The following is a 19,885-nucleotide window of genomic DNA, read 5'->3' as shown; positions in this document are numbered from 1 at the left end:
AGGTCACCAAGTCAAAGCTGCGCCGCAGCAACGAACAGCGCGTCGAGCGCGGCGTCGTCGAGATCGATCTGTGCAGCAAGCCTGGCCAGGAACGGCGATGCGCGCTCGACCGAGGCGGCGAACTCCCACTCGATCTCGGCCGCCTCCTTTTGCGGGCTGGGCAGCGCGGCGATGGCGTCGCTGACGGCCTGCAGCTTTCCGGCGCCCAGCAGAGCCAGGCGGGCCTGCCGCATCGTCACTGCCGCGGGCACAACCACCACCGGTTCCGGCTCCGGCGGTTCGGCCGGCGGGTTCAGAGGGTCGTACTCCACCAGCGTTGCCACGAAGTCCGGATGAAACCGTTCCTGGATGGGGATCTCGTTGTCCAGCGCATTGAACACGGGGGGAAGGATTTCGACGACGCGGCCGGCCGTCATCAGTGCGTAGGTCTTCATTTATGCGTACTCCCAAACAATCACGATGCCGGCGAAGCCATCGCCGCCTGCAGCGGCCCCCCCAGAGTTGTTCAGCACGAGGCCACTGCCGCCGGCGCCATAGTTGACAGCGTCGATGCCCGCGTTATTCCCGGCGGGACCTGCAGCGCCCAAACCGAACTGGCTGCCACCGCCATTGCCTCCGAAGCCGCCGTTAGCCGAAGCCGAGCCGCCAAAGGACGGATTGCCAGCGGCGCCGCGCACGCCATAGAGATTTGCGCCTGTGGGCGCTGATGTCGGTACGCCGTTGCCGTTCACCGCTGGAGGCGTCTGGTTGTTCAGCGTGCCGCCACCGATGCCGCCGGGCACGGTTAGGAGCGAACCGATCGAACTGGAACTACCATTGCCTCCTGTGGTGCCTGACGCTTTCACGCCCTTGGCGCCAACCGTGATCGCTTGCGAAGCTCCGACCGCCGAGGCAGTGAAAAGGCCGCGCCCATAGGCACCGGCACCACCCGGCGCGCCCAAGCTGATATTGCCTGCGGACGCCGTGCCAGCACCACCCCCTGCGCCGCCGCCTGCCTGCGCTTCGCCGATGATGAACGTCATCCCAGGCGTCGGCGTGTAGGTTCCACTCGCGGTGAAGACCTGCACGCCAAGAAGGCGGCCCTTGGTGATGGGCTGCGCGCCCACCAGCGGCGCCGCCGGGTAGACGCTGATGTTCGCGTTCACGACGGTCGACGCACCATTGGCGACAGTCACCACGAAGAGTCCGAGCTTGCCGGCGTCCGGCGCCGGCGTGGTCTGCGTGCCGGTCGTTGCCGCGGTGCCTGGCTTTGCGCTGACCACGGCGATGCCCTTGCGCACGGTCGGCTGCGCGGCACCGGAGTTGGCTGGGCCCGAATAGGCCACCGACGGGTTGCTGGCGTTGTAGTACGCCAGCACGGTCGAGCCGCTATCGCTGTCCTGGTAGCCAACCTGGATCAGGTAGTTGATGCTGAAGCCCGGCGTGCCCGGCGGCGCGATGGCGATGGTCGCAGCATCCAGCAAGATACCCTGCTTCACGATCAGGTGCGCCGTGTCCTGAGGCAGCGAGCTGACGGCCGTCGCCTCCAGGTTCTGCTGGCTGTAGATCTCGCCTGGAGCAACGAGCACGTTCAGCGACGGCACGACCGTCTGCGTAGTGCCGAAGCCTGTGGCCATGCCACCGGTGCCGAAGATGGCTTGGCTCAGCTTAGCCAGCCCCACCATGACCGACTGGTTTGTGAGCAGCAGGTCCGTTTCGAGCGGCACCTGCCCGGGGTAGTTAATGACTCTATCCATATGGAACTCCTAGTTGGATTGGTTTCCGATCAAACTCAAAACTCTCATGCACGGCTCCCGCGATGACTCGGCCAGCTCATCGGCACGATGCGAGAACCCTCGCGCAATCTGTCGTACGCGCGATCCCCCAACACCGCCTTCAAATCTGCGACAGCGAGGTTCGAAATGACGACGGTCGGCCGCTCTAGTCGGTACCGCTCGTCGACGATGGCGAACAATTGCTCGCGTTGCCACTCGCTATCACGCGTCACACCGATCTCATCGAGCACCAGTAGTGATTGATTGCTGAGCCGGTATAGGAGCTCGTCCGCGGTTTCAGGCTCATTCCAGCCTGCGCCCTCTTTTCGTCCAAAGCTCTCACGAAGCATCTTCATGACCTGGTGAACGGCGTGAATGCTGGCGCTCCGCAGACGTTGACGAATGACGTGCGAGACGATGGCCGAGCCAAGGTGCGTCTTGCCAGTGCCAGGCGGCCCGATCAGCCAGAGCCCGCCGCCAGCATCGGCGTTGAACGTCTCGGCGAACACGCGGCACGCCTGCAGCGCCGCGGCCTGCACGGGAAAATCCGCGGTATAGGTGTCAAACGTCGCGCGCGAGAACCTGCCAACCAAGCCGCTAAGACTGAGACGACGAGCAAGGTCTGCCACCGCTCGCGCATCCGCTTGCCTCTGCTGTTCCTCGGCTTCTCGCGCGACACGAAGCTGCTCCTCCTCCGCGGCACATGCGGGGCACCTCTTCCACAAGCGGCCGGCGCGCTCCACGGCCATATACGTGCCGTGGACCTCGCAATTGAGCGGCTCACGCACGCCGGAGGTCTCAGGCTGGAATTGATCCGTCGGCATTCATGCCCTCCGTGTAGTCGATGTCAGCGAAGCCGGTGTGCGTGGAGCGAGCTTTCGCAGCACCACGGTTGTCGTAGTTGCCCTGCAAGGTCTTCGTGAAGTTCTCAGCCTTCAGGACCCACTGCAGCGACGCCTGAAACTTCCGGTCGTTGTGGCCGGTCAGGAACGAGGACTTGCCCACCCGAGTAAAAAAATCCGCGAACCACGCGATTGCTTCGGCTTCCGTGCTAGCGAGGCGCACGCCGGCGTCGTCGGTCTCTGTCATCAACCAATCCCAGCGCGCGCGCATCGCATCAGCTGACTTACCTTTCCACAGTGACGCAATCGGTGCCGGGTTGACCGGAGCCTTCTGCTTCCAGAGTTCGATCAAGAGCTTGTGTGGACACGCAGGCAACTGTGTTGCCAAACCGCTCTTGGTTTCTTCCTTGGGTTCTATTGGGTTCTCTTGGGTTTCGTGTCCCGTTTTTGGTACCGGTGGCAGGGAAAAACGGTACTGGTCACCGGGAAAAACGGTACTGGTACTCGGGAAATTTGGGACCGGTCCCGCTTCTGGTGCCAGTTCCAGTTGCGGCACCTGTCCCGGTCCCGTTTCTGGCACCGGTCCCGAAGTTGGAACCTGTACCAAAGCAGGTACCGGTGCCAAAGTCGGGACCGGTCCCGCTTCTGGTACTGCTTCCATGCACAGCACGAAGACGATGGTCTGATTGGTTGCACCATCGGTACCGACAGCCCTGATAAAGCCTGCTTCCTTCAGGCGTTTGATGTTCGCGATGACGGTCTTGCGATCTTGGAGGGTGCGCTCGCACATGCTGGCGATCGACAGATAGGCGTGTAGCGCCGGCCACTCCTTGCCGAACCTCGAAACGGATGGGCGATCGCTGGCCACGTTGGCCAATGTCACCAAGAGTTGTCGCGCGCCACTGCTGCCAGTGGGTTGCTTCTCTGCCCAATCGATAGCCGCGTTGCTCATCGAATCCCTTCGTGCGCATGCACCTTGGCATCGATGGCGCCAGTCACCAGATCTACGAATATCTGCAGGTGGTCGAGCCTCTCGAATCGGCGGCACTGCCCCCAGCACGTAGCCAGATAGCAGTCCCGGCCATCTTCGAAGCGTTTGTAGATCGTGTGGCCGGCGCGCGCCGCGCGCGTGCGCAGCTGCTCGAACATCCTGTCCGTCACGGTCACGCTCGAAGCGATGGCAGTGCGCGGCATCAACGAGCGCCCTCAATTGCCTTGGCGATCTGGCGCGTAAATGCACGCAGCCTGTCTCCGTCACCTGTCGCACGAATCGCTTGGAGCGCCGCATGAAGAGCATCCGGCAGTGCGTCGCCGGTCTTGATCTGCGTGATGAGCTTCTGCGCATCCTGGCAGGCCTTGGCGCAAACGAGCACTGCGGTGGCAGTGCTCATGCTGCACCCGCCCGTTCGCGCAACCAGGCCGTCACGTCGCCCGCACGCCACCGTGTACAGCGGGCCCCATCTTTGATCGGCTGCGGGAAGCCGGCTGCTGCCATCTTCCTGCGGATCGTCGACTCGCCCAAGCCCGTAATGGTCTTCACAACCTCGATGCGGAGAAGCGCGTCGGGAATCTGGGCTGCCAGGATGGATTGCGCAGCCGGGCTGCGCGGCTTGGTGTTCGTGCTCATCAGTCTGCATCCTCAAAAATCAATCGGGCGGGCGTGGTCTGTCGCATCGCTTTTTCGAACAAGACCTCGAACGCCTGGAACGTGCGGGCGTCAACGCATCGGAAACTGGAATCCACGACCTTCAGACCGGCATGCGCCAGTACGTTGGCGAACTTGTCGAGGTGGTCACTCAGGAGGCGCGAGATCGTGCTTTCTGATACGCCCATGGCCGCGGCAATGGCCGCCTGGGTGGACTCGCGCTGAGCCGCCTGCAGCACCGCTGCAGCAATGCGACGCGCGCGCAGCGCCGGAAGACCTTGCTCGTTCATGCAGCACCGCCCGCAAACTTGCAGCGGGCCCAACTGAGCGGAGGTGCTGCACGCGATCGTGCAGAGGTGGTGCCGCGAAAGCGCAACGAGCGGTTGCCGACACGCCTCAATCCGAAGCGCCCTTCGCCCTGGGCTCTCTCGTCACCGATCGCGACGGCTCGCCCACAGTCTTGGCACGCAGCATGTTTGCGCCGTTCTGGATCTGCGTCGATGGCGTGGTAGTGGCCGAATACGGCGACGACGAGGAAGCCGCAGAAGCCCACTACACCCCTCTGCGGCTGGCGCTTCGCAAGCGCATGGGCTGGCCCACTGAACCGATCCAAGTGAACGCCTCGTGATCGAGCTCGCCTTCCTCATCCTGCTTCTTCTCGGACTTCGATTCGCAAGTGCAGGGAGGTGCCAGCATGAAGCACCTGCTCCAAGAGCTGCGGCAATGCAACCATAGCGATCCCAACCACCGACGCACTGGCGCCGGAAAGTGGGTCACCGTGAACGTGCCGGCCGAGCTGTGGGAAAAGATTCAAGCCGCCATCGAGCTGAATGAACCCAGTGAATTTCCATCCTCGATTCCGACGCAAAGGCCCCGTCGACCACCCGCCCAGACCCTGCAGGTGGCTCTCATACCCGACGCACTCTTGCGCATCGACGTTGTCGAACATCTCACCGGCCTCGGCGAGTCGACGATCCGCCGAAAGATGGCCACAGCCAACTTCCCGCAGCCGATCAAGAACGGTGCGCGATGCACGCGCTGGCGCGCCGGCGACGTGACGACCTGGCTGCGCGAGCAAGGTGCGGCGGCGTAGGCGCCACTGCTCTTTGCAGCAACGGACCACAAGCAATTGGGTTCCCTCAGGCCAGATCACATTCGGCCTCGATGCCTTCTTGCAGCGCATCTACTCGCCCTGCGATCGCATCAAAAACAAGGGCATCCAATGCGGGGGAACAGACGGGGGAACATTTCGAACGCCAACGAAGGGAAGCGAATGCTGGCGCGGTCTGCAGCTCGACCTTCAATCCCCTCCGGGGCCATTTGCGTCTCTAACCGCAACGGGTTTCTCCAACTTTTGCGCAGTTGCTCCGGCCCCGAAGAGCTGGCGGGGGATTTGGTCGACAGCGACTGGCTCACCATGGTCTGCTGCGTCGTCTACCCCATCGCCTTCCCCGATGACCCTCGGCATATCGCCAGACTGGCGCACGCTGTCCTTGCGCTCGGAAGGACAACGCACAGAGCACGCATGCGCGAGCTACCGTCCAGTCGACGCACTTGCTGCCGACGGATGCGGCGGTAGGTTTAACCCGCCCGTCGCCTGCTCACTCCCTCGCGGTACAGCCCCTCCGATCTCTCCCAAGACTGCCCAGTCATCCTCCGAAAGGTGATCGCTGCCGTGCTACCGGTATCCGTTGACTCCCACAAATGCGGTATTTGGTTTGCAAAATGGCATGGATAGATTCGGGTCTTCCACCACGAGGAGACGTCGATGAATTACAAGAGCCCGCTATTGGCATTCGGCCTTTTTCTTTACGCCGCCCTTGCGGGCGCCAATGAAGCGCAACGCGCGTGCGGAGACTTCGACAGCGCCGTCATGACAACGCGCGCGCAATGCCAGCGCGAGCGAACACAGGACGACAGAGAGTACTGCGCAGCCACTAGGCTCAAGCGCGCCCAAGACGCACACGCCTCGTGCCTTGTTCGATTCAACACCCGGGGAGCGGGATCCGTTCAAGAAGCCAGGGAGCGCTCAAATCGTATCCGGCGGGAACCCTGAGGCGAAATAAATCTTTCAATTCATCATTGACCAAACAGGGTTTTATAGGAGTTCACATGATTCGATTTTCTCTCGCTATCTTGCTGGCATTCGTCTCTTCTCATGCACTCGCCAGCAATTGGACGACATCCATGGACAATAAAAGAAAATGTGAAACTGCCGCTCACGAGGCTGAGAAGAATCGCCGACCGATGGCGGCCAACCATTACAAGCAATGCGCCAAGGATTTTCAGACTGCTGCCCAATATTTTCGGGAGAATGATCAGGCGTACAACGGGAAAACGGCTTTTCAGCGTGGGCTTGACCAATACAACCGGGGGAACATGCAATAGCCAATATGCCTCGGTGCGCTGATCGAGAAGATCGGTCACCAGACTGAGTTCAGTGGCCCAATTTTTCTCTCCTCTCCTCAGGACCACCCTTGCCCGCCTTCGTGCGGGCTTTTTCTTGGCCAGCGCAGTCCCAGCCCACCGGTTTCCGTGGACTCCCACAAAAGAGGTATTTCGCTTGCAAATCGAGCGACTAGATTCGACTGGTCTCAAATCGAGGGGATGACGCCATGACGATAAAGACCACCGCGCAAGAACCTAACGCCACCTCCAACCGCCGAGGTCGGCATGGCCTCTTGCACGCAATCCGGATCCCCACCCACTTCCTGTCGGTGCTCGTCCTCTCGGCCTGTGTACTGGCTGTTCCTGCGGACGCTCGGGCTCAAGTCAATCCCGAGATCGCCAACTGCGCCGAGCTCAAGGACGAGGCCACAGTCACCCAGGCCGATCTCTGCGCCGCGCATGTCGGCTGCCGCTTCGTGCTGAACGTGCAGAAGACCTGCGCACGCGCCAAGAGCTACCTGGAGCGGCTGCAGGCGGCCATTGGCGAAGGCACGCGCACGCTGCTGTTCGGCTATCGCAAGGAAGTCACACCCGATGCCATCTTCACGGCAGAGCTGAACAGCGAGGAGCGCAGCAACGAGCGTGCGCTGGGCGCCCGACCCGACGTCCAGCCCCGCGCACAGGACATCGGCAACCGCGTGCGCGATGCAGGCACCGGCGATACCCTGAGCGGCAATGGCAAGAACGGCACCACCTGGGTCTATTACGGCCAGACCCGGGACGGCCAGGAAGAAGGCGCCGGCACGACGATCTTTTCCAGCGGCGAGATCCAGCGCGGCCAGTACCGGCAAGGCGAGAGGCAGGGGGCATTCGACGTCCTGCACCCCACCGGCGACCGGTTCGTGGGCGAGTATGTGAACGGCAAGCGTGTCGGCGCGGGCGCGTACGGCTTCAAGAACGGCGCCACCCTGGTCGGCCGCTGGACCGACACAGGCGCCGTGCAGGGCACCTTCACGCGCGCCGACGGCTCACGCTTCGAAGGCCTGCGCGTGGACGGCAAGCCCGCGCAGGGCCGCGAGTACCGCGCCGACGGGTCGCTATCCGAGGAAGGCCGCTACGACAAGGGCGTGCTGTCGGTAGGCGCGCGCATCGACACCGAGGGCAACCGGATCGATGTCAACCTGCCGCGCGACCGCGAGGCCGCCGCACGCGCCGAAGCAGAAAAGAACCGGCTCGCGGCCGAAGCCGAACAGCAGCGCAAACGCGAGCAGGCGGCCCAGGCCGAACAGCAATTCCGAACCAGCCTGCAGACGATGAACCCAGGCCAGCTGTTCGCCCGCGCCGACGAGCTGAACGCCCAGGGCGACCGCGCCCGCGCGCGCGAAGTGCAGCGCACCTTGATGAGCCGCTTCCCCGACCATCCGCTGGCGGCCACGACGGCGCGGCAGATGACGGGTGAGTCGGGTGGCAGCACGGCCGCGGGTGGAGGCTCGTCGTCCGCGGGCACGGCCAACGCGGCCAGCCGCCCTGCCGGGACGCGCCTTTCCAGCCAGACCTGCGAAGCCATGAAGCAGTCGGTCATCGCGACGAAGGTCGCACCCAATGCCTCGATCACCGCCAGCCAGGAAACGGTGATGTTCATGACGAAGACCGTGCTGGACATGATCGCCGCCAACTGCCCCACCGAGCCCGGCGTGACACCCGCCCAGATCGCCGCGGAACGCCAGACGCGCCAGCAGCAATACGCTGCCGCCGAGAACGCCTGCAATGCCGTGCAATCCGGGGGGCGCCGGTGCGTTGCGCAGAATCATTTCGGCCCCGGCCGTTGACGCCTGCGAGCGCAGGCCTCACGGCCTCACGCGCAGCCGCTTTTCGCGGGCCTCAGCACCTTGCCCTGAACTGCTGATCCCGGGCCTCCTTGCGTTGCTCCGCAATCCAGGATTGCGTCGCGCCACTCTGCGGTTGCCGCGCCAAACGGTCGTAGTGGGCCACCCGCTCGTTGAAGTGCGCACAGCGCGACGTGTCGCCACTGGTGCCCGTCACGCCCGGTGACGTCGCACCGCGTTGTTGCGCGGCCTGTTGCTGGACCGCATAGCCCTGCCGGGTTTGCCGGTCGGCCATCTCCACCTGCTGCTCCCACGGCAATCCTGCCGGGACCGGCTCGATGCGCTCGACCAGCGCGCCCCGCTCGCGGCAGTGATTCGGCGACCAGAAACGCCCTCCGCTGTTGCTGACGCAGAGAAACACCTGGGACGCACCTGCGGCCTCGAGATTGCGCACCGGCGGCGACACGTCGACCACGCGGCCACCGCTGCCGCCACACGGCTCACCGCTGTACTGGTTGCCGCATCGATAGACCTGCTGGGCATGGGCCATGCCGCTGGCGATCAGGAGAAGGCTGGCGAGGAAGGTGAGGCGCATGGACGCGATGGTAGTAGCGATGCCTCGCAGTGCACAGGTCATCGACGCCGGCCGCGCCGATGCACCGCGCGCCCCCGTCACACGCCGGCCTTGGCGCCCGCTGGACGCAACGCCTCTCGCGCACGGGCGGAGAGCGGCACGCGCTCGGGCAGCAGCGCCAGCGCCTGCGCCCCGCGCGCCGCAGTGCCCAAATTGGCCACGAAGGTCCGCCGCGCGTCGTGGAACTCGAAGATCAGGTTGAAGGTGCCATAGGCCTCGCGCACATCGACCTGGCGGATGTCCGCGAAGGGCCGCTCGCGCTGGCGCAGCACGCGGTACACCAGCTGCTCGCTTTCGATGCGCAAGACAGGGTTCAGGCTGTTGGTCGCCAGCGCCACCCACGGCAGTCCGCGCAGGCCGGTGAAGGTGGCCACGACGGGCACCGCGCCGCCCTTGATTGCAAGGGGCGCAGCCCCCGCCCGGGGCGCCTTGGGCGTACGGAGCTTCTTCCAGAGCCAGTAGAGGAACCAGAACGACAGCCCTTGAAGGACGATCACTCCGACGGTCCCCAGGACGGTCATCCAATCCATCTGCACGTCGCCTTCCTCTGTGACACAAGCCCGGGCCCTCCCCCGGCAAGGCGCCATTAAAGCAGAGGGCTCCACGCGCCAGATGCGCGCCGTCTGTCATTTGAATTCTGGATTCAATACTGTATATTTAAACAGTATTCTCAAGGAATCCACATGCCGAAGAACGCATCCCAGTCCACCGCGTGGGTGAACCATGACCCAAGCTGAGCTCTTCTTCCCCCGGCCGGCAGCGCCGCCCTCGCCCCTCTTCCACTTCCACGAGCCCGTCACCGCTGCGGTCGCGCTCGAAGACACCGAGGACGAGCCGCGTGACGCCTTTTCCGCCAAGCTGATCGACTACCCCCACTCGTCGGCCGACGCAGTCAGGGTCGCGGAGCAACGCTTCCGGCGCGAACTCGAAAAGCAGCTGGGCGCCGACGTGCTGCCGGCGATGCGCGCGTTCCAGAACGCCAGCGAGTCGAGCGACACCGACCTCACCAAGGGCGAACTCGCGCTGGCCGCGCGCTGGGTCAAGGCCTACGACGCCGCGCGCACGGCGGGCTTTCGCGACCTGGGCGATACCGACGAGGCGTACTTCGAAGTCAAGGCGATCTAGCACCCTGGCGAGGGCTCGTACCAGTTTTCGGTGATGGCTCCCTCGAGGGCAAAAAGACACACTTCGACGCGTTTGTCTTGTTTGCTTTCACAGGGGAAGAGTCCATGCCGATCCACGTCCACATCCACGGTGTCCATGGACAACCATCGCGCGTCCGCGCACTTCAGCACCTGACTGCCGTGGCCTTGCTGGTTGCCGGCAGTGCCCATGCGGCCGGCCTGGTCCACGGCAACGTGGGCAATGTGGGCGCGGTGCAGTCGGGTGGATTCGGCGGTGTCGGCGGAGGTGCCGCCTCGACCTCCGGCGACGGTGCGACAGCGCTGGGTGCGGGCGGCGATGGTGGCGTGGGAACGTCCGGCGGGACCGGCGGCACAGGAGGGGCCGGCGCCAGCGCCACCGCAAGCGGCACGACGGCCATCGGAGGCGGAGGCACCGGTGGAGAGGGCAGCGCAGGCGGCACGGGCGGCGCCGGAGGACGTGGCGCACAGGCATCGACCAGCGGGGCCATCGCGCTCGGCGCGGGAGGCACCGGCGCTAGCGGTTGCTGCGGCTTTTCCCCCCCGTCGGGCGGCAGCGGCGCACAGGCATCGGGCAACGCCGCCGTCGCCATCGGCAGCGCCTTGGGCTCCCAACAGGGCGCCCAGGCCTCCGGCAACGGCAGCACGGCCATCGGCGGCGCGAGCGACACAGCCTCGGGCGCCGCAGCACTGGCCGCGGGCGGCGTGGCGATCGGCTCGGGCAGCCGGGTCGCGAACGGTGCGAACGGCGGCGTGGCCATCGGCGCGAACTCGGTCGCCACATCGGCCAACACCGTGTCTTTCGGCAACGCGGGACAGACGCGCGGCCTCGTGAACGTGAGCGCCGGCGCGGTGAACGCCACCAGCACCGATGCCGTCAACGGCGGCCAGCTGTACACCGTGCGGCAGGCCGCGGACACCGCACAGGCCGCGGCCTCCGCGGCCAATGGCACGGCCGTCCTCGCCAGGGACGCCGCGAGCGCGGCGCAAGGTACCGCCAACACCGCCCTGGGCGCCGCGCAAACCGCGCAGGCGGGCGTCGCCACCGCGCAGGCCGCGGCGGCGGCCGCCCAGGGCACGGCCAACACCGCAACCACGGCCGCAGCCACGGCCCAGGGCACCGCCAACACGGCCCTCGGCGCGGCGCAAGGTGCGCAAGCCAGCGCCACGGATGCCAAGGCCACCGCCGTCGCTGCGCAAGGCACGGCCAACACCGCACTGGGCGTGGCGAACAACTCCGTGCAGTACGGCGCGGGCGGTGCCCAGGTCGCGCTGAACGCCAACGGCGGCGCCGGCACCACGCTGAGCAACGTGCGCGCGGGCGTCGCCGCCACCGATGCCGCCAACGTCGGCCAGCTGCAGCAGGTGCAGCAAGGCGCGCTGACCACGGCCAATACCTTCACGATGCAGCAGATCGCCGCCTTGCAGGGTGTCATGAACCAGGCGCTGTCCAACGGACTGTGCAGCTTCAGCGGCGGCAACGTGACCTGCGGCACCGGCACGCAGGCCACGGGCACGGGCGCCACGGCGCTGGGCACCAACGCCACTGCTAACGGCGACAACACCACGGCGATGGGCAACGGGGCGCAGGCGCGCTACGCGGGCTCGGTGGCGATCGGCGCGGGCGCGAAGGCGCTGGCCGATCCGACGACCGCCGTCGGCAACGACGCCGTCGCCACGGGCAACAACGCGGTGGCACTGGGCGCCAACACGCTGGCCGCGGGATCGAACTCGGTCGCCCTCGGCCAGGGCTCCGTGGCCACGCGCGACAACTCGGTGTCGGTGGGCAATGCCGCCACCGGCCAGACGCGCAGCATCGCCAACGTGGCGCCCGGCGTGCTGCCCACCGACGCGGTCAACCTGCAGCAGGCACAGCAGCTGACGGCGGCCGCGGTGTCGGAGGCGCGCAGCTTCGCGGCCAAGGGCGTGGCCGCGGCGATGGCGATGGGCGACGCGCCGATGCCGTCCGCACCGGGCAAGACCAGCTGGGCCGCGCAGCTGGCGAACTACAAGGGCCACTCCGCGATGGGTGCCAGCGTCGTGCACCGCCTCGCGACGGACATGCCGCTGGCGCTCTCCGCCGGGGTCAGCGGGTCGAACGGATCGGTGGGCGTGCGCGTGGGGCTCAAGGGCGAGTTCTGACGCGACGGCGCAGCCCGCCCGCCGCGCATAAGAAAACACGAAAAACGTATTTCCCAGCGACGGCATGGCGCGGGCACAGTCCCACGCCTGTATCGCTCTTTTTCCGGCGCGCCCTCGGGGCCGCCCGGCTCTCCATGGCATCCATCCACGACACGCCGACGCGCCCCGCCGCGCCCACGGCCCCCGCCCGCCCTTCCACGCTCGCCCCCTCTTCCCAGCAACTCGCCGAGCGCTTCCGCCCCGTCTTCGCGCGCATCGCCGAGCACGCGGCGCAGCGCGAGAACGACCGCGAACTGGCCTACGCGCCGGTGGCCTGGCTCAAGGCCGCCCGCTTCGGCGCACTGCGCGTGCCGCTCGCGCACGGCGGGCTGGGCGCATCGGTCGAGCAGCTGTACGACCTGCTGATCGAACTCGGCGAAGCCGACTCCAACCTGCCACAGATCCTTCGCGCGCACTTCGGCTTCATCGAACGCCTGTTCGCCGAGATCGATCCTGCGCTGCACGGCCCCTGGATGCGCCTGGCGGCCGACGGCGTGATCTTCGGCAACGCCACCACCGAGCTCGGCGAAGGCGCGCTCGGCGCGCTGCAGACCACGCTCACGCGCGACGCGCAGAGCGCCGACACGTGGCGCCTGGACGGCGACAAGTTCTACAGCACCGGCACGCTCTACGCCGACTGGATCTCGGTCGCGGCCCAGCGCCTGAACGACGACGGCAGCAGCGACCGCGTGATCGCGCTCGTGCCGGCGGAAGCGGCGGGCGTCGAGCGTGTCGACGACTGGCGCGGCTTCGGCCAGCGCCTGAGTGCCTCGGGCACGACGCGCTTTCGCCAGGTGCGCGTGAAGCCCGAGCACGTGCTGCTGTACGTGCGCGACCAGCCCACGCCGCTCACCGCGCATTTCCAGCTCACGCACCTGGCAACGCTGGCGGGCATCGCACGCGCCATCGTGCGCGATGCCGTGGCCTTCGTGCAGCCGCGCAAGCGCGTCTACAGCCACGGCAGCGGCGCCACGCCGCGCGAAGACCCGTTGGTGCAGCAGGTGATCGGCCAGCTCGCGAGCACGGCCTTCGTGGCCGCGTCGACCGTGCAGGCGGTGGCGCGCGGCCTGGGCGAGGTCGACCGCCACCTGCAGCGCGGCGAGGCCGTGCCCGAGCAGCTGCTGTTCGAGGTGGAGCTGAACACCGCCAAGGCGCAGGCCGGCATCGTCGACGCGGTGCTGCAGGCGGGCACGCGGCTGTTCGACATCGGCGGCGCCTCGGCGCTGCAGGAAGACCGGCGGCTCGACCGGCACTGGCGCAATGCGCGCACGCTGGCGTCGCACAACCCGACGATCTACAAGGGACGCGTGGTGGGCGACCACCTGCTCAACGGTGCGCGGCCGACCTTCTACTGGGCGGTCGGCGCCATCGCGAGCTGAGACGGGAAGAAAAAGGAAGACGCCGCGAGGCGGTGTTCAGACCCGCGGCAGCGCTGCGAGAAAGGTCGACACCACGATGGCAGCCGCGCGATCGAGCTGCAGGATGTCGGCGACGTCGAAGGCGTTCGGCGCCGTGTGGCCGCTGGTGCCGAGCGGCTTGCGGATTTCGACCAGCACTTCGGCGGCGAGTTCGCGATCGCTGCGCGGACGGCCGTCGGGGTGCATCACCCACTCGTCGACCTGCTCGATGGGGATGCTGCGAAACACCCCCACGATCGGGACGTACTTGTAGCGGTCCTCGCCCACGAGGATGGGCACGCTGAGATTGCAAAAAAACGTATTCGTCGACATGCGGAACGCCGTCGCTAGCCAAAGCAAAAGTTGATTAATTGTTTTCGAGTGTGACTCCGATAGTCATTTTCCCGACCGAGGGCATACGGCAAGACGTGACCTTCTGCACACAAAGTGCGGTCAATTCCGCCGAATTACTCGGGAAAACAACTACTTAATTCTTACACAAAGACACGGATGGCGCGCTTTGTGTACGATTTTTGGCATACGAAATGTTGCGACCGCCCCTTCGGCCCACCGAAACAGGCGCGCAAACAGCTGCGCCTCGCGGTGTCCGCACCGCGAGGAACGCAAGAAAAAACGAGAAGAAGAAACTCAGGCCGGCGCGCTGAACTGCGGCGCCCGCCGCTCGATGTTGGCCTTCACGGCCTCGAGCTGGTTCGGGCTGCCGATCAGCGCCTGCTGCTCGACCGACTCGGCGATCAGCAGCTCGGCGGCGCTGTGCGCGAGCGACGCGTTCAGCAGCCGCTTGCCGGCGCGAATGGCGTCGGGGCTCTTGGCGGCGATCTCGTGCGCCATCTGCAGCGCCTCGGCCAGCGGGTCGGCGGCCACGCGCGTGGCCAGGCCCAGGCGCACGGCCTCTTCGCCCGAGAAGATGCGGCCGGTGAAGGTGAGTTCGCGCACGACGTCGGTGCGCGCCAGTTCGCGCATCAGCACCATGCCGGCCATGTCGGGCACGAGGCCCCACTTGATCTCCATCACCGACAGCTTGGTGTCGGCGGCCACGAGCCGGATGTCGGCGCCCAGCGCCACCTGAAGCCCACCGCCGAAGGCCACGCCGTGCACGGCCGCGATGACCGGCACCGGCACTTCGCGCCACACCATCGCCACCTGCTGCGCGGCGTTCGAGAGGCCGTGCGTGCGCGCGACCAGGTCGGTGCCGCCGGCCGAGGCGCCCAGCACGTCGCTGGCGGCGCCCTGCCCCATGCGTTCGAACGACGCCATGTCGAGCCCCGCGCAGAAGGCCTTGCCGCGACCCGCGATGACCACGGCGCGCACGCTCTTGTCGCCCCGCAGCGCCTCGCCCGCCTGGACCAGCGCGTCGAACATCGCGGGGTCGAGCGCGTTCATCTTGTCGGCGCGCGCCAGCTGCAGTTCCACCACGCCGTCGGCGTGGCGGGTCCATTCGATACGGTCGCTCATTGCACGTCTCCTGTCGGTGTCGGGGTATCGGCTCAGTATCGCGCGACTGGGCCGCTGGGCGATGATGCGCACTGTCGCCGACCCAACACCTCCGCCGCCTCGCCATGCCCCTGGACCGCCGTCACTTTCTCCTGCAATCGGGCGCCACCGCCGCCGTCGTCGCGCTGTTCGGCCAGGGCTGCGCGCGCTCGCAACTGCCGCCTTCCACGGGCGCGACGAGCCCGGCGGGCTTCTTCACCAGCGTGCCCATTTCGCAACGCGACGCGGTGGTGGTGCCGCCGGAGTACGAGTGGCAGATGCTCTACCCCTGGGGCGCGCCCACGGGCGTTGCGGGCCGCATGCCGGCCTTCGCGCCCGATGCCGGCAACAGCGCCGACGAGCAGGCCCTGCAGGCCGGCATGCACCACGACGGCATGCACTTCTTCGCGCTCGACGCGCGCGGCGAACGCGGCCTGCTCGTGATGAACCACGAGTACACCGACGAGCAACTGCTGCACACCGACGGCGTGAAGGCCTGGAACGCCGACAAGGTCCGCAAGTCGCTGCATGCGATGGGCGTGTCGGTGATCGAGGTCCGCCGCACACAAGAAGGCTGGCGCCAGGTGCTGCCCTCGCCCTACGCACGCCGCGTGCACGGCCGCACGCCGATGCGCATCGCCGGCCCCGCCGCGGGCACGCCGCTGATGCGCACCGCCGCCGACCCGGCAGGCACCGGCGTCTTCGGCACCTTCGCCAACTGCGCGATGGGCGTCACGCCCTGGGGCACCTACCTGACCTGCGAGGAGAACTTCCACGGCTATTTCGGTGGCCCGAAGGAGGCAGCGAATCACGCGACACCCGCGCAGCGCCGCTACGGCACGGTGCCGGGCGCGCAGTGGGTCGAGTACTGGCGCTTCGACGAACGCTTCGACCTGAGCCGCCACCCGAACGAGCCGCACCGTTTCGGCTGGGTGGTCGAGATCGATCCCTTCGACCCCGAATCGGTGCCCGTCAAGCGCACCGCGCTCGGCCGCAAGCGGCAGGAAAGCGCGACCTGCACCGTGGCCAAGGACGGCCGCGTGGTGGTCTACATGGGCGACGACGCGCGCTTCGAATACATCTACAAGTTCGTGAGCCGCGACCCCGTGCGCCCCGGCACCGATGCCGCCGCACGCGCGGCCAACCGGCACCTGCTCGACGAGGGCGCGCTGCATGTCGCGCGCTTCGACGCCGATGGGCGCGGGCGCTGGGTGGAGCTCGTGCACGGCCTCCACGGCATCGACTCCGCCAGCGGCTTCGCCAACCAAGCCGAAGTGCTGATCCACGCGCGGCTGGCGGGTGACATCGTCGGCGGCACGAAGATGGACCGCCCCGAATGGATCGCCGTGCATCCGCACAGCGGCGAGGTGTACGTCACGCTCACCAACAACTCGCAGCGCGGCGACCTCGGCAAGCCCGGCGCCGATGCCGCCAACCCGCGCGCGCCCAACTTCTTCGGCGGCATCCTGCGCTGGCGCGAGGACGGTGGCGACGCGGCGAGCACCGCCTTCGCCTGGGACCACTACGCGCTCGCAGGCGACCCCGCGCAGCCCGGCGCCGGCACACGCTACCCCGGCGACCACGCCGATGTCTTCGGCTGCCCCGACGGCCTGCACTTCGACAGCGGCGGGCTGCTGTGGATCCAGACCGACATGAGCGGGCAGTCCATGGGCAAGCCGCCTTACGCCGCGCTCGGCAACAACCAGATGCTGTGCGCCGACCCGGCCACGGGCCGCGTCCAGCGCTTCCTCACGGGGCCCAACGGCTGCGAGATCACGGGCTGCGTGGTCACGCCCGACCGGCGCACGCTGTTCGTCAACATCCAGCACCCGGGCGAGTCGCGCGACGACGGCGACGCGAAGCACAACAGCGCCTGGCCCGACGGCGCGGCACCCGGCAGCGCGCGCCCGCGCTCGGCCACGCTGGCGATCCGCCGACGCGACGGCGGTATCGTCGGCACCTGACAGTCGAACACATCACAACAACAGCCCCAGGAGATCCCCGTCATGAGCATCCGCATCGTCCGCCTCGGCACCCCGCGCGCGCCCGGCGAGGGCCTGCGCATCGGCACCGTGCGCCGCCCGCCGCGCGGCGTGCCGAAGACCGAGTTCGCCTCGCAGAACTGGTACGACGTGTGGTACCCCAACCTCGCGCCGTCGGCCGAGACGATGAAGCTGGGGCAGGAAGCCGAGACCCCGGCGCAATGGAACGCCTTCATGCGCAAGTACAAGGCCGAGATGGCCGAGGCCGACGCGAGCCGCAGCCTCGACCTGCTCGCGGCGCTCTCGCACACCACTGCGCTCGCGGTCGGCTGCTACTGCGAGGACGAGTCGCACTGCCACCGCTCACTGCTGCGCGGCCTGCTGGCCGAGCGCGGCGCGGACATCGCGGCCTGAGCGCGGTCGCTCAGGCCAGCGGTGCGCCGACGAACACGGGCAGCTGCTCGGCCTGCGCCGTGTAGGCGGCGAGCAGTGGAAAGTCCGACGGGCGCACCGCGTCGGGCAGGATGAACTGCGTGAAGGTCCAGGCCACCGCCGCCGAAATGCCGCCCTGCGTGATCGTGCGCTCGTCCGGCGCCGCCAGCGGTGCGGCGGCCAGTTCGCGCTCCAGCTCCGCATACGCCGTGTTCAGCTGGCCCTGCACGCGGTCGACCCACGGCTGGTGCTGCTTCTCGCTGGGCCGCAGGTTGCGCTCGTAGACGATCTGCACCGTCTTCTCGCAGGCCGCGAGCGCGAGCCCCGTGAGGCGCAGGTCGCGCAGCCGACCCGCCGGGCCGGCAGGCCACAGGCTGCGGCCGGTGACCGCTTGCGCGTGGTCGATGATGAGCGTCGAGTCCATCAGCACCGTGCCGTCATCGCACACCAGCGTCGGGGCCTTCACCACCGGGTTGATCGCGCGGAACTGCTCGAAGGTGCTGAAGACCGAGATCGAGCGGTGCTCGAAACCGAGGCCGAGCAGGCGCAGCGAGATCGCGGCGCGGCGAACGAAGGGCGAGTCGAGCATGCCGACGAGTTGCATGGGGTCTCCTGGAAAAAGATGACCGCCACCATAGCGCCCGCGCCGCGCGCGCAGAAGGGCAACCCATCGAAAATCGGCGCACCTTACCGATCGATCATCGGTCCCCTCTTCTTTCGCCGCACGCCATGACCCTCGACAAGAAAGACCGCCTCATCCTCGAAGCCCTGCAGACCGATGCGCGCCAGAGCCTGGCCGCGATCGGCAAGCGCATCGGCCTGTCGCAGCCGGCGATGAGCGAGCGCGTGCGCAAGCTGGAGCACGCCGGCGTGATCGAAGGCTACGGTGCGCGCGTGAACCTGCGCGCGCTGGGCGTGGGGCTGGAGGCCATCATCCGCATCGACACCACGCACGCGGCCATTGCGCGCTACCTCGCGCTCTTCGAGGCCATGCCCGAGGTGCTCGCGGTGGACCGCGTGACCGGCGCCGACTGCTTCTTCGTGCGCTGCGCCATCGCCGAGCCGACCGACCTGGAGCGCGTGGTGGATGCACTCGCGGTCGATGGTTCGGTGACCACCTCGCTGGTGCTGTCGAGCCCCGTGCGCAAGCAGGTCACCGTGGGCGCCGCGAAGCCGCCGCGCAAGTAAGCGTCAGCGCTGCGCCTTGTCCTTCTGGTTCTGCGCCTCGATGCGTTCGCGCGCGGCCAGCCAGTCGGCGTCGCTCCACTCGCGCAGCTCGTAGAAGTTGCCGCCGGTGGCCAGCGCATTGCCGCCGTCCATCATGATGCTCTGGCCCGTGAGCCAGTCGCATTGGCCCGGCGCCATCAGGAAGGACGCGAGGTTCTGCAGCTCGCTCATGCGGCCCACGCGCGCCATCGGGTTGGTCTTGATGCTGCGCGCGCCGGGTTCCTCGCCGGGGTTCAGGCGCTTGCTCATGCCTTCGGTCGGGATCTCGCCGGGGCCCACGGCGTTCAGGCGGATGCCGTGGCGCGCCCACTCCACCGCGAGCGACTTGGTCATGACCTCGATGCCCGCCTTGCTCATGGCCGAAGGCACGACGTACGGGCTGCCGTTGTCGACCCAGGTGACGATGATGCTCATCACGCTGCGAAAGGCATCGCCCGGCTTCCACGCGCCCGACTTGGCCTGCGCCACCCAGCGCTTGCCCACCGCCTGCGTCACGTAGAAGCTGCCGTGGAACACGATGTTGGCCACGGCGTCGAAGGCGCGCGGCGAGAGGCTCTCGGTCGGCGAGACGAAGTTGCCCGCCGCGTTGTTGACAAGGCCGGTGAGCCCTCCGCTCTGGAACAGGCTCTCGACCATGTCGTCGACCTGCTGCGCGATGCGGATGTCGACGCCGAAGGCATCGATGCGCCGATCGGGAAACTGCTGGCGCCAGGCGGCGGCGGTTTCTTCACAGACCGCCTGGCGCCGGCCGCAGATGGCGACGTCAGCGCCCAGGCTCAGAAAGCGCTCGGCCATGGCACGGCCGAGGCCGGTGCCGCCACCGGTGACGAGGATGCGCTGGCCGCGCATCAGGGATGCTTCGAACATGAGGGGTCTCCTTGGCGTTGCGGCAGCGGCAGGAGCGCGTGCTGCCATCGGCCGCATGCTACGACTGCCAGGGC

At 67.3% G+C, this 19,885-nt stretch carries 25 protein-coding genes; 10 read left to right on the top strand and 15 right to left on the bottom strand.

All coding sequences use genetic code 11. The features are described 5' to 3' along the window. Window positions 1-11: 11 nt before the first annotated feature. The 8 genes from AC07O4_RS03550 to AC07O4_RS03515 are packed head-to-tail and all read right to left on the bottom strand — an operon-like array spanning window position 12 to window position 4,531. Entirely contained in the window at window positions 12-434 is a 423-nt protein-coding gene (locus tag AC07O4_RS03550) for a hypothetical protein (protein WP_492734784.1), read from the bottom strand. Then, on the bottom strand, window positions 435-1,736 hold the full coding sequence (locus AC07O4_RS03545; RefSeq protein ID WP_492734785.1) for a hypothetical protein: 1,302 nt from the start codon (window positions 1,734-1,736) through the stop codon (window positions 435-437). 44 nt (window positions 1,737-1,780) lie between these two features. Further along, window positions 1,781-2,578 (bottom strand): ATP-binding protein, encoded by a 798-nt coding sequence (locus AC07O4_RS03540; protein WP_492734786.1) that lies wholly within the window; start codon window positions 2,576-2,578, stop codon window positions 1,781-1,783. After that, on the bottom strand, window positions 2,553-3,548 hold the full coding sequence (locus tag AC07O4_RS03535; protein ID WP_492734787.1) for a hypothetical protein: 996 nt from the start codon (window positions 3,546-3,548) through the stop codon (window positions 2,553-2,555). Before AC07O4_RS03535 ends, AC07O4_RS03540 begins: the two co-directional genes overlap by 26 nt. Beyond that, entirely contained in the window at window positions 3,545-3,763 is a 219-nt protein-coding gene (locus tag AC07O4_RS03530; RefSeq protein WP_495303774.1) for a hypothetical protein, read from the bottom strand. The genes AC07O4_RS03535 and AC07O4_RS03530 overlap by 4 nt, the downstream gene beginning before the upstream one ends. 26 nt (window positions 3,764-3,789) lie before the next feature. Next, window positions 3,790-3,987 carry a hypothetical protein gene (locus AC07O4_RS03525; RefSeq protein ID WP_492734789.1) on the bottom strand — a complete coding sequence of 66 codons (198 nt, stop codon included), beginning with the start codon at window positions 3,985-3,987 and terminating at the stop codon, window positions 3,790-3,792. Continuing rightward, a complete protein-coding gene (locus AC07O4_RS03520; RefSeq protein ID WP_492734790.1) occupies window positions 3,984-4,223 on the bottom strand; it encodes a helix-turn-helix transcriptional regulator in 240 nt (79 codons plus the stop codon). Before AC07O4_RS03520 ends, AC07O4_RS03525 begins: the two co-directional genes overlap by 4 nt. Further along, on the bottom strand, window positions 4,223-4,531 hold the full coding sequence (locus AC07O4_RS03515) for a helix-turn-helix domain-containing protein (protein ID WP_492734791.1): 309 nt from the start codon (window positions 4,529-4,531) through the stop codon (window positions 4,223-4,225). The genes AC07O4_RS03520 and AC07O4_RS03515 overlap by 1 nt, the downstream gene beginning before the upstream one ends. A gap of 182 nt (window positions 4,532-4,713) precedes the next feature. On the opposite strand from AC07O4_RS03515, the gene AC07O4_RS03510 reads away from it, so the two are divergent. The 3 genes from AC07O4_RS03510 (at window position 4,714) to AC07O4_RS03500 (ending at window position 6,297) form a co-directional block, all read left to right on the top strand. Then, the gene (locus AC07O4_RS03510) at window positions 4,714-4,869 is read left to right on the top strand and encodes a hypothetical protein (RefSeq protein ID WP_495303773.1); all 156 of its coding nucleotides are present in this window, start codon (window positions 4,714-4,716) and stop codon (window positions 4,867-4,869) included. Window positions 4,870-4,935: 66 nt separating this feature from the next. After that, window positions 4,936-5,334: a helix-turn-helix transcriptional regulator gene (locus AC07O4_RS03505; protein ID WP_495303772.1), complete on the top strand. Its 399-nt coding sequence runs from the start codon at window positions 4,936-4,938 to the stop codon at window positions 5,332-5,334. A gap of 675 nt (window positions 5,335-6,009) precedes the next feature. Then, a complete protein-coding gene (locus AC07O4_RS03500) occupies window positions 6,010-6,297 on the top strand; it encodes a hypothetical protein (RefSeq protein ID WP_157627316.1) in 288 nt (95 codons plus the stop codon). Between the two features lie 23 nt (window positions 6,298-6,320). On the opposite strand, the gene AC07O4_RS03495 is transcribed toward AC07O4_RS03500, so the two are convergent. Beyond that, window positions 6,321-6,668, bottom strand: coding sequence for a hypothetical protein (locus AC07O4_RS03495; RefSeq protein ID WP_495303771.1), 348 nt, complete (start codon window positions 6,666-6,668; stop codon window positions 6,321-6,323). 188 nt (window positions 6,669-6,856) lie between these two features. Here AC07O4_RS03495 and AC07O4_RS03490 point away from each other — a divergent pair, with 188 nt between their 5' ends. Continuing rightward, on the top strand, window positions 6,857-8,458 hold the full coding sequence (locus tag AC07O4_RS03490) for an MORN repeat-containing protein (protein ID WP_495303770.1): 1,602 nt from the start codon (window positions 6,857-6,859) through the stop codon (window positions 8,456-8,458). A 52-nt stretch (window positions 8,459-8,510) separates the two neighbouring features. On the opposite strand, the gene AC07O4_RS03485 is transcribed toward AC07O4_RS03490, so the two are convergent. Next, complete coding sequence (locus AC07O4_RS03485; RefSeq protein WP_492734803.1) at window positions 8,511-9,050, bottom strand: hypothetical protein; 540 nt, start codon at window positions 9,048-9,050, stop codon at window positions 8,511-8,513. 77 nt (window positions 9,051-9,127) lie between these two features. Continuing rightward, the gene (locus AC07O4_RS03480) at window positions 9,128-9,586 is read right to left on the bottom strand and encodes a hypothetical protein (protein WP_492741468.1); all 459 of its coding nucleotides are present in this window, start codon (window positions 9,584-9,586) and stop codon (window positions 9,128-9,130) included. A gap of 226 nt (window positions 9,587-9,812) precedes the next feature. Between AC07O4_RS03480 and AC07O4_RS03475 the strand changes: the two genes are divergently transcribed. The 3 genes from AC07O4_RS03475 (at window position 9,813) to AC07O4_RS03465 (ending at window position 13,791) form a co-directional block, all read left to right on the top strand. Further along, a complete protein-coding gene (locus AC07O4_RS03475) occupies window positions 9,813-10,214 on the top strand; it encodes a hypothetical protein (RefSeq protein ID WP_492741467.1) in 402 nt (133 codons plus the stop codon). Between the two features lie 104 nt (window positions 10,215-10,318). Continuing rightward, window positions 10,319-12,373 carry a YadA family autotransporter adhesin gene (locus tag AC07O4_RS03470; RefSeq protein ID WP_495303769.1) on the top strand — a complete coding sequence of 685 codons (2,055 nt, stop codon included), beginning with the start codon at window positions 10,319-10,321 and terminating at the stop codon, window positions 12,371-12,373. A 134-nt stretch (window positions 12,374-12,507) separates the two neighbouring features. After that, on the top strand, window positions 12,508-13,791 hold the full coding sequence (locus AC07O4_RS03465; RefSeq protein ID WP_307693091.1) for an acyl-CoA dehydrogenase family protein: 1,284 nt from the start codon (window positions 12,508-12,510) through the stop codon (window positions 13,789-13,791). Between the two features lie 36 nt (window positions 13,792-13,827). On the opposite strand, the gene AC07O4_RS03460 is transcribed toward AC07O4_RS03465, so the two are convergent. Then, a complete protein-coding gene (locus tag AC07O4_RS03460; protein ID WP_070060970.1) occupies window positions 13,828-14,142 on the bottom strand; it encodes a hypothetical protein in 315 nt (104 codons plus the stop codon). Window positions 14,143-14,457: 315 nt separating this feature from the next. Continuing rightward, complete coding sequence (locus AC07O4_RS03455) at window positions 14,458-15,285, bottom strand: crotonase/enoyl-CoA hydratase family protein (RefSeq protein WP_159276569.1); 828 nt, start codon at window positions 15,283-15,285, stop codon at window positions 14,458-14,460. 104 nt (window positions 15,286-15,389) lie between these two features. Here AC07O4_RS03455 and AC07O4_RS03450 point away from each other — a divergent pair, with 104 nt between their 5' ends. Both AC07O4_RS03450 and AC07O4_RS03445 read left to right on the top strand, forming a co-directional pair. Then, window positions 15,390-17,267: a PhoX family protein gene (locus AC07O4_RS03450; protein ID WP_495303768.1), complete on the top strand. Its 1,878-nt coding sequence runs from the start codon at window positions 15,390-15,392 to the stop codon at window positions 17,265-17,267. A 42-nt stretch (window positions 17,268-17,309) separates the two neighbouring features. Beyond that, the gene (locus AC07O4_RS03445; protein ID WP_495303767.1) at window positions 17,310-17,699 is read left to right on the top strand and encodes a DUF488 domain-containing protein; all 390 of its coding nucleotides are present in this window, start codon (window positions 17,310-17,312) and stop codon (window positions 17,697-17,699) included. Window positions 17,700-17,709: 10 nt separating this feature from the next. Here the strand turns inward: AC07O4_RS03445 and AC07O4_RS03440 are convergent, their stop codons facing one another. Continuing rightward, the gene (locus tag AC07O4_RS03440; RefSeq protein ID WP_495303766.1) at window positions 17,710-18,321 is read right to left on the bottom strand and encodes a glutathione S-transferase; all 612 of its coding nucleotides are present in this window, start codon (window positions 18,319-18,321) and stop codon (window positions 17,710-17,712) included. Window positions 18,322-18,446: 125 nt separating this feature from the next. Between AC07O4_RS03440 and AC07O4_RS03435 the strand changes: the two genes are divergently transcribed. Next, window positions 18,447-18,905 carry an Lrp/AsnC family transcriptional regulator gene (locus tag AC07O4_RS03435; protein ID WP_139704551.1) on the top strand — a complete coding sequence of 153 codons (459 nt, stop codon included), beginning with the start codon at window positions 18,447-18,449 and terminating at the stop codon, window positions 18,903-18,905. Between the two features lie 3 nt (window positions 18,906-18,908). Here the strand turns inward: AC07O4_RS03435 and AC07O4_RS03430 are convergent, their stop codons facing one another. Further along, complete coding sequence (locus AC07O4_RS03430) at window positions 18,909-19,811, bottom strand: SDR family oxidoreductase (protein WP_095745627.1); 903 nt, start codon at window positions 19,809-19,811, stop codon at window positions 18,909-18,911. Window positions 19,812-19,885 lie beyond the last annotated feature (74 nt).

This window comes from Variovorax sp. GW821-FHT09D04 (assembly GCF_059416405.1).
This window is presented reverse-complemented; position numbering and strand designations above follow the sequence as displayed.

Bases quoted from the DNA above. Each gene is read 5' to 3' on its own strand.
- AC07O4_RS03465 (WP_307693091.1), top strand. From the start codon at position 12,508: ATGGCATCCATCCACGACACGCCGACGCGCCCCGCCGCGCCCACGGCC.
- AC07O4_RS03435 (WP_139704551.1), top strand. From the start codon at position 18,447: ATGACCCTCGACAAGAAAGACCGCCTCATCCTCGAAGCCCTGCAGACC.
- AC07O4_RS03490 (WP_495303770.1), top strand. From the start codon at position 6,857: ATGACGATAAAGACCACCGCGCAAGAACCTAACGCCACCTCCAACCGC.
- AC07O4_RS03545 (WP_492734785.1), bottom strand. From the start codon at position 1,736: ATGGATAGAGTCATTAACTACCCCGGGCAGGTGCCGCTCGAAACGGAC.
- AC07O4_RS03535 (WP_492734787.1), bottom strand. From the start codon at position 3,548: ATGAGCAACGCGGCTATCGATTGGGCAGAGAAGCAACCCACTGGCAGC.
- AC07O4_RS03445 (WP_495303767.1), top strand. From the start codon at position 17,310: ATGAGCATCCGCATCGTCCGCCTCGGCACCCCGCGCGCGCCCGGCGAG.
- AC07O4_RS03470 (WP_495303769.1), top strand. From the start codon at position 10,319: ATGCCGATCCACGTCCACATCCACGGTGTCCATGGACAACCATCGCGC.
- AC07O4_RS03540 (WP_492734786.1), bottom strand. From the start codon at position 2,578: ATGCCGACGGATCAATTCCAGCCTGAGACCTCCGGCGTGCGTGAGCCG.
- AC07O4_RS03455 (WP_159276569.1), bottom strand. From the start codon at position 15,285: ATGAGCGACCGTATCGAATGGACCCGCCACGCCGACGGCGTGGTGGAA.
- AC07O4_RS03500 (WP_157627316.1), top strand. From the start codon at position 6,010: ATGAATTACAAGAGCCCGCTATTGGCATTCGGCCTTTTTCTTTACGCC.
- AC07O4_RS03520 (WP_492734790.1), bottom strand. From the start codon at position 4,223: ATGAGCACGAACACCAAGCCGCGCAGCCCGGCTGCGCAATCCATCCTG.
- AC07O4_RS03475 (WP_492741467.1), top strand. From the start codon at position 9,813: ATGACCCAAGCTGAGCTCTTCTTCCCCCGGCCGGCAGCGCCGCCCTCG.
- AC07O4_RS03550 (WP_492734784.1), bottom strand. From the start codon at position 434: ATGAAGACCTACGCACTGATGACGGCCGGCCGCGTCGTCGAAATCCTT.
- AC07O4_RS03505 (WP_495303772.1), top strand. From the start codon at position 4,936: ATGAAGCACCTGCTCCAAGAGCTGCGGCAATGCAACCATAGCGATCCC.
- AC07O4_RS03450 (WP_495303768.1), top strand. From the start codon at position 15,390: ATGCCCCTGGACCGCCGTCACTTTCTCCTGCAATCGGGCGCCACCGCC.
- AC07O4_RS03485 (WP_492734803.1), bottom strand. From the start codon at position 9,050: ATGCGCCTCACCTTCCTCGCCAGCCTTCTCCTGATCGCCAGCGGCATG.
- AC07O4_RS03510 (WP_495303773.1), top strand. From the start codon at position 4,714: ATGTTTGCGCCGTTCTGGATCTGCGTCGATGGCGTGGTAGTGGCCGAA.
- AC07O4_RS03430 (WP_095745627.1), bottom strand. From the start codon at position 19,811: ATGTTCGAAGCATCCCTGATGCGCGGCCAGCGCATCCTCGTCACCGGT.
- AC07O4_RS03515 (WP_492734791.1), bottom strand. From the start codon at position 4,531: ATGAACGAGCAAGGTCTTCCGGCGCTGCGCGCGCGTCGCATTGCTGCA.
- AC07O4_RS03440 (WP_495303766.1), bottom strand. From the start codon at position 18,321: ATGCAACTCGTCGGCATGCTCGACTCGCCCTTCGTTCGCCGCGCCGCG.
- AC07O4_RS03525 (WP_492734789.1), bottom strand. From the start codon at position 3,987: ATGAGCACTGCCACCGCAGTGCTCGTTTGCGCCAAGGCCTGCCAGGAT.
- AC07O4_RS03460 (WP_070060970.1), bottom strand. From the start codon at position 14,142: ATGTCGACGAATACGTTTTTTTGCAATCTCAGCGTGCCCATCCTCGTG.